The following is a 9,231-nucleotide window of genomic DNA, read 5'->3' on the forward strand; positions in this document are numbered from 1 at the left end:
TCCCATCAACCTTCCAAAAATTTTAAGACGTGGTAAAAGAGAAAGCCCATCACAGCCGTACCCGGAAGGGTCAGCACCCAGGCATAAATGATTTTTCCGGCCACACTCCAACGCACGCTGCGGACCCGTTCAGCCGCACCGACGCCAATGATTGAACCCGTGATGGTATGTGTCGTACTGACCGGAATCCCAATTTTCGCCACCGTCGTCAACAAGATGGCCGACCCGGTCTCAGCGGCAAAACCTTGCGGCGTTTCCAAACGGCTCAACCGGGAACCGATCGTATGGATGATTTTTCGTCCGCCCATTGCGGTTCCCAATCCCATGGACAAACCTGCAGCCACTTTGACCCAGCTTGGCACCGTCAATTCACTGTATGAACCGTACGCCACCAAAGCCATGGCAACAATCCCCATCGCTTTTTGCGCATCGGACGCCCCGTGGCTGAATGCCATAAACGCTGACGAAACGATCTGCAACGGTTTAAAAATCCGTTTCACCCGGGAGCGGGGCATGGTTTGGAAAAGTTTCCGAATCAATTTGATCAGACTTCCCGAGAAAAGTGCTCCCAATACGGGAGAAATCAACATGGCTACAAGAATCATAATAATTCCATGAACTTTAAGAACGCCAAAACCTTTATATGCAATCACCGCCCCGATCAAACTGCCGATCAAGGCATGGGATGAACTGGTGGGAAGTCCCAACAACACGGTGATGATATTCCACATGATCACTGCCAATAAAGCCGATATCAACAAAACCAATGTCACATTTTCCGGATCCACAATATCCTTTCCGATCGCTTTTGCAACCGCCGTGGAAAAAAAGGCCCCGGCCAAGTTTAATCCCGCGGCCATGAGAATGGCTGCCCACGGGGATAGCGTGCGTGTCCCCACCACCGTTGCAATCGCGTTGGCGGTGTCATGCCATCCGTTTGTAAAATCAAATATCAATGCCAATACCACAACCGCAACCAGTAACCAAAACGGATCAAGCATACTTCATTACCACACTTTCCATCACGTCCATCACATCTTCAAAGGAATCCGTGACGCCTTCCAGTTTTTGATAAATCTCTTTCATTTTGATTAATTCAATCGGGTCAATCGCCTCTTCAAACAACGCACTGATGCTTTCCCGCATTAATTTGTCGCCTTCGTTTTCCAACGAATTGATTTCGACGGAAATCCGGCGAATGGTATCATAATCCCGCTTTTCCAATGCGACAAATGCTTCCTGTAACTGTCGCGCCGATTTTTCCAGGATTTCTCCATACTGGATCAGGTAAGGCGTCGTTTTGTTGACATGCATATAAACAAACCGCGCGGCGCACGCTTCAATCCCGTCCAAAACATCATCCAGATAATAAACCAATTTCAAGATGTCTTCATGATCAAGAGGAGTGACAAACGCCTTGTTGAGTTCCTGGATCACAAGATGAGTGTAATCGTCCCCCTTATGCTCCAGTTCTTTCAATCTTTCCGCATATTGTTCCTTTTCTTCCAGGGTTTCCACGTTTTCGCGGAACAGCTGTACGGCCTCGATGATGTTGGTGGTTGCATCCACCATGGTTTGGTAAAAAATCTTGTCCTTTGACCGGTTAAAGAGCACAATCGTTTCCTCCCAATCAACCATTTTTTAACTAAAAATTATCTTATTCTTAAAAAAGAAGTTTTGAAATACCTCAGCCTGAGACTTAACCAATTATTTATCTCTGATTTAAAAAAACTTAACAAAAACTTTACATTGGAAATAAAAAACACACGACATATCTTGATATCCAATGCGGTTTGGCGGTATTGGAAGAAAAGGAACAACAGGCACCACGGGCTTTTTCAGGGACGGACCGGATCCAATCATTTATTTTAACACAGAAGTAAACAGCTGACTTAAAGGAAGAATCTTCTTTTCCATCTTGCAAAATTGTCCCGACGACGGAAATGCACTCTGTTTTATCTATTTCCCAAATGAAAAGATTATATAAATGCATAAAAAAAGACACCCTTTGCAGGTGTCTTCAAAGCCAATCCGGCGAGGCGTCACATATGAACATTGCTGTGCAAATAGGTTCCTTCAATTTGTAAATAAAGCAAATTGATCTCACTGATTTTCTTGGACAGCTCGTTCATTTCCTCGTTGGTTTTAAAAAAGAGCTCTTCATCTTCTGTATCCTTCAATTTTTCATAAAGCTCCATATAAGCTTGTTCAAGTTGTTGGAGCCGGTCCGGAATTTTGGCACACACTTGTTGGCAAGCCCATTCAAATTCCTGCTTCTTCTCCGGGGACAAACTTTCATAATCCACGTGCAAAACCGGCCGCATCAATTCCAACTCTTGGTCATAGCGAAGCTCAAAAGCGGGTTTTGTCATCATCTTCACCTTCACCTTTTTAGGGTTGCGGCTTTTCTTCCGTATTTAACTGCATATTGCGTTTCACTTGATCTTGCAAATCCTCTTTGATCAATTGCTCCGTTTTCAGCTCGATCTGATCCGGATCCCCTCCGGCTTCTTTCCAATCTTTGAGCAAACCGGACACTTCTTTGCGGTAATCTTCATCCAGTTTGTTGCCCACCTCATCAAAACGCTGTCTCACATAGTTTTGCAGCTGTTCATTTCTTTGTTCAATCCAGGAACGGATTTGTTGAAAGGTTCGCTGGTCGATTTTTTGATCATCTTTGATAAAGTGGTTGGCTTTTTTCAGACGATCCGATTCCTGGTCCACTTTGGTTTGCATATCGGCATAATATTGTTGCAGGCGTTCTTCATCATAGTGATGGGCTTTTTGCACCGAATTGATTGCACGGATCGCCCACGGTTGCCGGGATTCTTTCAAGCGTTCCGTTTCGGATGACAATACCTTTTCCAATTCCTGTTCATTTTTGACGGTGGCATAATCCCCGCCGGTTTGATCGGCTATGTTTCGCAATTGCTGTTCGGTTTTCGCTTCCACATCCAAACCGATCACATGAACATTGGCTGCGGTGTCGGACAAATGCAGGGCTTGTGCCATTTTTTCCGGATTGCCGTCACAGTTGTCATAACCGTCCGTGATCAGAATGACATGGTTTTCCACCTGACCGGGTGCCCCTTTTTTCATATCCGGTTGGGATTTAAACAATGCCAGGGCCAGGGGATTGTAGCCCGTCGGTTGAACCCGGCTCAAAGCTTGTTCCAACTGTTTTTGGTCATACCGGGAACCTGCATAAATTTTTTGGGTGCTGTTGCATGACCGGTCCCGGTCCTTCAACTCCGGACTCCCTTCATGTCCGTAAATGCGCAACTGGAAATCCACCGTATTTTGCGGAAAGCGTTTGGCCAATTGTTGAAGTGATTTTTTCACCGCATCCATCTTCGGTTGTTCTTTCAATTTTCCTCCCATGCTCCCGCTCGTATCCAGTAAAACCACATAGTTCATTTTTTTGTTTTCCGGATCCGTCTTCGATTTCTTCGCTGCCTCTTCCGCTTGCAGCCAGCGGTCTTTCACATTGCGCCATGCTTCGCTTTTGGCTTTATAGGTTTGATGGGAGAGTGCATCAAACGCTTCGATATCCTCTTTATAATTTTCGCCGACCAACCCCAGCAAATAAGCATAAGCTTTGTCATCCGACAAGCCTTTCGGCATTTGCTGCAAAGCGTTGATGACTTCATTCCGCTCATAATTTTTCCCGGCGTATCTTCCTTGCCCGTCATCATTCAATATCGCCTGCAACTCGGTGTGGGGAGCCGGGCTTTTGGGAATGCTTCGATCCTTTTCCTCTTCGTCCGGATTCTCTTCTTTGGCTTGTTCCTGTTGTTGAAGCGTTAATTTGTCCACTTTCTCGATTTCATTGCCTGTGGTTTGCTGGATTTTTTGGATCACTGACGCGCAACCACTTGACATCCCGACCGTCAACAACAGGAAGCCTGTCAGCAGGACTCGACTTTTGCTGATACGCATAAGCCCTCCTTATCCTATCCTCTTCATTGATCTATATATATCCAACCTGAGAGAAAAACATCCCAATTTGATTTTAGCTTACTTGATGCACTTTGATTTCGCAATAGGTGCAGCCTGCCTTCATTCGACAATCTCGGGAAAGATTTTATCCGATCAAAGGGCGTTCTTCCGGATACCGGAAAGGAGGCGGATCAATGTCGCGGGCAATGGCCAACGCCAGAGTGATCGGACCAAGACGCCCGGCATACATGCTGAAAATGAGAATAATTTTTCCCATCTCGCTCAAATGGGGGGTCAGTCCGGTGGACAACCCCACGGTTCCCACGGCGGAAACCGCTTCAAACAAGGCAGACAGGATGTCGGTTTGTTCCGTGATCGCCAAGAGCATGGTGACGATGATCACCAGTGTTAAGGAAGCCACTGTAATCGTCAATGCTTTATACACATGTTTCGTGGGAATCCGGCGCCGGTAAGCCACCACATCCTGACGTCCCCTCATCATGGTCCACACGGCCAACAAAATCACAGCCAGCGTGGTGGTTTTGATTCCTCCCCCGATGGAGCTGGGAGACGCTCCCACAAACATCAGCAGGATGGTGAAAAACAATGTCGCCGGATACATGTGGCTTAAGTCCAGAGTTTGAAATCCTCCGGACCTGGGAGTGACCGCATGAAAAAAAGAAGCCAACAGCTTTTCCTTCAAAGAAAAAGATTGCATGGTTTGGGGATTGTTCCATTCCGTAAATAAAATGACCAGCATTCCGATGCCAAGGAGCAGGCCGGTCATGGTCAACACCAATTTGGTATGTAAACTGAGCCGCTTGGTTTTTGGATAATGGATCAGCTCCAGGATCACGATAAAACCGATGCCACCCAAAATCACCAGGAAGCCGACAATCAGATTGACCCACGGATCGTGCACATAAGCTGTCAACCCGGCAAATGCCCGGGTCTCTCCAAACAAGTCAAAGCCTCCCTGGTTAAAAGCGGAGACCGCATGAAAAAGCGCATAATACAACCCTTTTTTGATCCCCCAATCCGGGACGAAACAAAAACACAAAGCGACAAACCCGGTTCCCTCGACAATCAGGGTGATGAGAAACACTTTCAAAACAAGGCTGACCACCCCTTGCAATTCCAATTGATTGAATGCTTCCCGCAAGACCAGCCGCTCCTGCACGCCGATTTTTCTCCCCAGAATCATGGCAAACAAAGTGGTGAGAGTCATGATCCCCAGTCCGCCGGTCTGAATGAGCAGGAGGATCACCATTTCGCCAAATGTGCTGAACGTTTGAGCCGTATCCACCACCACCAGTCCGGTCACACAAACGGCAGAGGTTGCCGTAAATAAAGCATCAATCCATGGAAGCGGCTGTCCGCTTTCGGTGGCAACAGGCAAGGAAAGGAGAAAGCTCCCGGCCAAAATCGCCACCACAAAACCGATGGCAAGCACTTGAGCCGGATTTAATCTTTTCTTTTGAAATGATTTGTTTTTCTTGTACAACACACGACATCATTTCCTTTTGTAAAATTTGTTGAATGTCTTTGGATTGGTTATAATGAGATCACCGGGTAAAATAGCATTATACATCAATTTTTAGCATGGGACGGATTCATTATGACCAGAAAACCTCGAGTTGTCGTTGGCATGTCCGGCGGCGTGGACTCTTCTGTTACAGCCTGGTTACTGAAAGAACAAGGATATGAAGTGATCGGCCTGTTTATGAAAAACTGGGATGACACCGATGAATTCGGTCATTGTACCGCCACAGAGGATTATGAAGATGTGCGGAGAGTGTGCGCACAAATCGGCATCCCTTATTATTCGGTAAACTTCGAGAAAGAATATTACCAAAAAGTGTTCCAATATTTCCTGGACGAATACCGAAAAGGCCGCACCCCCAATCCGGATGTCATGTGTAACCGGGAAATCAAGTTTGGCGATTTCCTCAAAAAAGCCAAACAACTGGGAGCAGACTTGATCGCCACCGGACACTATGCACAAATCAAAGATGAAAATGGCACCAAATATTTGGTTCGCGGTGCTGATTCCAATAAAGACCAGACTTACTTTTTATATGCAGTTCCGAAACAACAATTGATGCAAGCCATCTTCCCGATTGGCCACATGCAAAAGAAAGAAGTGCGTGCACTGGCTGAAAAAGCGGGACTGGCCACCGCCAAAAAGAAAGACAGCACCGGCATCTGTTTTATCGGCGAACGCAATTTCCGTGAATTCCTCAGTCAGTATTTGCCGGCACAACCAGGCAAAATTTGCACGCTGGACGGCCGGGAAATCGGCGAGCATCACGGCCTGATGTATTACACATTGGGTCAACGCCAAGGATTGGGCATTGGCGGTTCCGGAACCGGCGAGCCTTGGTTTGTTGCCAAAAAAGATTTGGAGAACAATATTTTGTATGTGGTCCAAGGGCATGACCATGAAGCGCTCTACTCCAACGGTTTGTCGGCAACAGACGTCAACTGGCTGGGAGAAGGAAATTTGCCGGACCGTCCGTTTGAATGCACAGCCAAATTCCGTTACCGCCAACAAGACCAAAAAGTGCTTGTCCATCCTCAAGCTGACGGATGCCTGCACGTCGAATTTGAAAAGCCGCAACGCGCGGTAACCCCTGGACAATCAATCGTGATGTATCGCGATGAAAAATGTCTGGGCGGCGGCATTATCGATCACACTTTTTAACCTTTCTCCCATAAAAAGCCCGGGGACGGGGATCTCCCCGCCCTCCGTTTTCCTTTTAATTGCTTGAATAATTATATTTAACCCAAAAAAAACCATTTTATATATTATATAAAAATAGAACTTTGGTCGGCTGTTCAAAAACTGGAAAATAGAGTAGCATATAAACGAGTTTTCATAAAGGAGGACTCATTTCCGTGAAAAATACATATCGCGGTGAACCGGAACACAAAGAGAATTTTTCCATCGATGAGTTCGGCTTACAAGTCAAGCGAAAAGCCCTGGTGTTTACCAGTGCCGGCATTGCTTGCCTGATCATGACCTTTTCCGCATATGTGATCGGAATGGAAGAAGCTTATCCAACAGCATCCAAGCTTGAACAACCATTGATTTCGAAGAAAAAGTCAAATATCTCTGAACATGCAGTCAACGAATCCAGGCAACTGGCATCAGCGGATGTCGACCAACCGGCCACCACGGAGAACAACGGGGAAACTGCGAACACATCCATTCAGCCTGACACCAATCCAAACGACCCGGCACCGTCCGCTTCCAACCCTTCTCCGAAAAACGATCCGGCGACACAGGAACCAAAAAATCATGACTTGTCGGATATTGTGGCCATTGCCGATCCGGTTGGAGAAACGCCGGTTTATGAAAAGGATGATCCGGTACCATCCAACGATCAAAAACCGAAGTTTCCGCCACCCAAGTTTGAATGGAATCAACCGGGTTTCCTTGACCACTTGATTCCTTGCAAGCCTGAACCGTCCAAAGACTGCACAAAATCAATCATTAAAAAACCAGAAACAAACAACGATCTCAAATGGATTCATTTAAACCCCCATCACAAGGATGAAGATGACAAACAATCCAAGCGGCTCAACCAATCTGATTCATCTGATGTGAAAAAACAAGAAAGCCATCGACGGAGCCAAAACAAGCAGACCGTTTCAACCAAAGAAAAACCCAAACAAGACTTCAAACGGTTTCAAAAGCAGGCCTTGCTTTTCGAAATGAAAGACATGCATCTACACAGCAAAATAAAGACCCAACCTGTGAAGAAAGAGCCGTTCTTTTTAAAAACAAAAACAAAATGGAATCATCAAAAAAGCAGCTAATTCAATTTGAATTAGCTGCTTTTTTGATGGCGTGCCCTGGAAGATTCGAACTCCCGACCTTCTGATCCGTAGTCAGACGCTCTATCCAGCTGAGCTAAGGGCACATATTTAATTGGTGCGGACGAAGGGACTTGAACCCCCACGGTCTGAAGTGACCACAAGAACCTGAATCTTGCGCGTCTGCCAATTCCGCCACGTCCGCACGTCATGGAGGCGGCACCCGGATTCGAACCGGGGATAAAGGTTTTGCAGACCTCTGCCTTACCACTTGGCTATGCCGCCATGTTGAATGAAATAAATCAGATCATCAAACAATAACTTTGAAAGGAGGAAACAATGGTGATTACCATTTCGTCAAAAATCGAAGGTTTACAGATTCCCTACGGAATTCTTCAAGAACAACTGGAACCTGAAGACTTCCATCTGGGTGGTGGCTATGATTACGACCACGGCTATCTCGACAAGCCTTTGGATTGGGAATCTGATCAAGGTTACCGTTACTATTTGCGTATTCCCCTTTACACGGTTAAAGGAGAATTGGAATCACGCAACGCCATCGTCAAAATCGGTAAACCTTTCATCATCAAACATGAATTTCTGACAAAAAATGACCCATCCGGAGATACCGGACTTGTCAGTTCTTTGGTGAATCAATTTTCCAAACCCGTCCCTTCAGCAGATGAACCCATTGATGACAAATGGATTCAGCGGGCTGAAAAAGTGATTCAAACCATTGAAGCCAAACTTGCAACCGTAAGTTGAAGATGGCAGGGGCGGTAGGAATCGAACCCACACTGGAGGTTTTGGAGACCTCTGTTCTACCATTAAACTACGCCCCTACGATGGTGCTGGTGGAGGGACTTGAACCCCCAACCTACTGATTACAAGTCAGTTGCTCTACCAATTGAGCCACACCAGCCAGTGGTGGCTCGGGACGGAATCGAACCGCCGACACGAGGATTTTCAGTCCTCTGCTCTACCGACTGAGCTACCGAGCCTCATAAAATGGCGGAGAGAGAGGGATTCGAACCCTCGAGGCGGGGTTTGCCCGCCTACACGATTTCCAATCGTGCTCCTTCGACCACTCGGACATCTCTCCGTGTCAAGTCATTCGAAAATAAGTTACTTACTTATTTCGTATTGTTTATCGTGCTGACAAATAATATGATACACAGCCCCTGTCTTCATGTCAAGACAAAATTTACTTTAGTTTTTTTCTGAAACTCCCCACTCTGCCCTCTCACCTTAAAACCGGCGAGAAGATTGAACCCATTCCACCAAGGAACAGGACATGCCACGAGGAACAAAACTGTAAGATCAGGGCAATAATTTTTGAAAACAATTCCCCCTGTCTGAAATCAGGGGGGATTGTTTGCCTGGCAACGACCTACTCTCCCAGGGGTCATCCCCAAGTACCATCGGCGCTGGAGGGCTTAACTTCCGTGTTCGGGATGGGAACGGGTGGATCCC

At 46.5% G+C, this 9,231-nt stretch carries 8 protein-coding genes, 7 tRNA genes and 1 rRNA gene; 3 read left to right on the plus strand and 13 right to left on the minus strand.

All coding sequences use genetic code 11. The annotated features are described in order from the left end of the window. Positions 1–5 precede the first annotated feature (5 nt). The 5 genes from I8U23_RS06200 to I8U23_RS06220 form a co-directional block, all read right to left on the minus strand. The gene (locus tag I8U23_RS06200) at positions 6–1,001 is read right to left on the minus strand and encodes an inorganic phosphate transporter (RefSeq protein ID WP_049720516.1); all 996 of its coding nucleotides are present in this window, start codon (positions 999–1,001) and stop codon (positions 6–8) included. Then, positions 994–1,614 carry a DUF47 domain-containing protein gene (locus I8U23_RS06205; protein WP_037995896.1) on the minus strand — a complete coding sequence of 207 codons (621 nt, stop codon included), beginning with the start codon at positions 1,612–1,614 and terminating at the stop codon, positions 994–996. Before I8U23_RS06205 ends, I8U23_RS06200 begins: the two co-directional genes overlap by 8 nt. A gap of 428 nt (positions 1,615–2,042) precedes the next feature. After that, on the minus strand, positions 2,043–2,375 hold the full coding sequence (locus tag I8U23_RS06210; protein WP_037995898.1) for a hypothetical protein: 333 nt from the start codon (positions 2,373–2,375) through the stop codon (positions 2,043–2,045). A 16-nt stretch (positions 2,376–2,391) separates the two neighbouring features. Next, positions 2,392–3,939, minus strand: coding sequence for a vWA domain-containing protein (locus tag I8U23_RS06215; RefSeq protein WP_037995901.1), 1,548 nt, complete (start codon positions 3,937–3,939; stop codon positions 2,392–2,394). A gap of 145 nt (positions 3,940–4,084) precedes the next feature. Next, on the minus strand, positions 4,085–5,443 hold the full coding sequence (locus tag I8U23_RS06220) for a TrkH family potassium uptake protein (protein ID WP_037995927.1): 1,359 nt from the start codon (positions 5,441–5,443) through the stop codon (positions 4,085–4,087). A gap of 114 nt (positions 5,444–5,557) precedes the next feature. Between I8U23_RS06220 and mnmA the strand changes: the two genes are divergently transcribed. Both mnmA and I8U23_RS06230 read left to right on the plus strand, forming a co-directional pair. Further along, entirely contained in the window at positions 5,558–6,643 is a 1,086-nt protein-coding gene (mnmA, locus tag I8U23_RS06225) for a tRNA 2-thiouridine(34) synthase MnmA (protein WP_037995903.1), read from the plus strand. A gap of 194 nt (positions 6,644–6,837) precedes the next feature. Then, positions 6,838–7,761, plus strand: coding sequence for a hypothetical protein (locus tag I8U23_RS06230; RefSeq protein ID WP_198050833.1), 924 nt, complete (start codon positions 6,838–6,840; stop codon positions 7,759–7,761). A gap of 27 nt (positions 7,762–7,788) precedes the next feature. Here the strand turns inward: I8U23_RS06230 and I8U23_RS06235 are convergent. The 3 genes from I8U23_RS06235 to I8U23_RS06245 form a co-directional block, all read right to left on the minus strand. Continuing rightward, a tRNA-Arg gene (locus tag I8U23_RS06235) sits at positions 7,789–7,865 on the minus strand. A gap of 9 nt (positions 7,866–7,874) precedes the next feature. Continuing rightward, positions 7,875–7,963, minus strand: a tRNA-Leu gene (locus I8U23_RS06240). A 6-nt stretch (positions 7,964–7,969) separates the two neighbouring features. Beyond that, a tRNA-Cys gene (locus tag I8U23_RS06245) sits at positions 7,970–8,043 on the minus strand. 57 nt (positions 8,044–8,100) lie between these two features. Here I8U23_RS06245 and I8U23_RS06250 point away from each other — a divergent pair. Beyond that, entirely contained in the window at positions 8,101–8,523 is a 423-nt protein-coding gene (locus tag I8U23_RS06250; protein ID WP_165489731.1) for a YugN family protein, read from the plus strand. Between the two features lie 3 nt (positions 8,524–8,526). On the opposite strand, the gene I8U23_RS06255 is transcribed toward I8U23_RS06250, so the two are convergent. From I8U23_RS06255 to rrf, 5 genes are all read right to left on the minus strand, one after another. Next, positions 8,527–8,600, minus strand: a tRNA-Trp gene (locus I8U23_RS06255). A gap of 4 nt (positions 8,601–8,604) precedes the next feature. Then, positions 8,605–8,680 (minus strand) — tRNA-Thr (locus tag I8U23_RS06260). A gap of 3 nt (positions 8,681–8,683) precedes the next feature. After that, a tRNA-Phe gene (locus I8U23_RS06265) sits at positions 8,684–8,759 on the minus strand. Positions 8,760–8,767: 8 nt separating this feature from the next. Continuing rightward, positions 8,768–8,860: transfer RNA gene (locus I8U23_RS06270), tRNA-Ser, on the minus strand. A gap of 275 nt (positions 8,861–9,135) precedes the next feature. Continuing rightward, a 5S ribosomal RNA gene (gene rrf / locus I8U23_RS06275) occupies positions 9,136–9,231 on the minus strand; the annotation flags it as partial.

This window comes from Thermoactinomyces sp. CICC 10735 (assembly GCF_016055175.1).
Classification (GTDB): domain Bacteria; phylum Bacillota; class Bacilli; order Thermoactinomycetales; family Thermoactinomycetaceae; genus Thermoactinomyces; species Thermoactinomyces vulgaris.

What these genes read in the sequence shown, in the direction of transcription:
- mnmA (WP_037995903.1), top strand. Translation starts at nt 5,558, where the DNA reads ATGACCAGAAAACCTCGAGTTGTCGTTGGCATGTCCGGCGGCGTGGAC.
- I8U23_RS06210 (WP_037995898.1), bottom strand. Translation starts at nt 2,375, where the DNA reads ATGATGACAAAACCCGCTTTTGAGCTTCGCTATGACCAAGAGTTGGAA.
- I8U23_RS06215 (WP_037995901.1), bottom strand. Translation starts at nt 3,939, where the DNA reads ATGCGTATCAGCAAAAGTCGAGTCCTGCTGACAGGCTTCCTGTTGTTG.
- I8U23_RS06200 (WP_049720516.1), bottom strand. Translation starts at nt 1,001, where the DNA reads ATGCTTGATCCGTTTTGGTTACTGGTTGCGGTTGTGGTATTGGCATTG.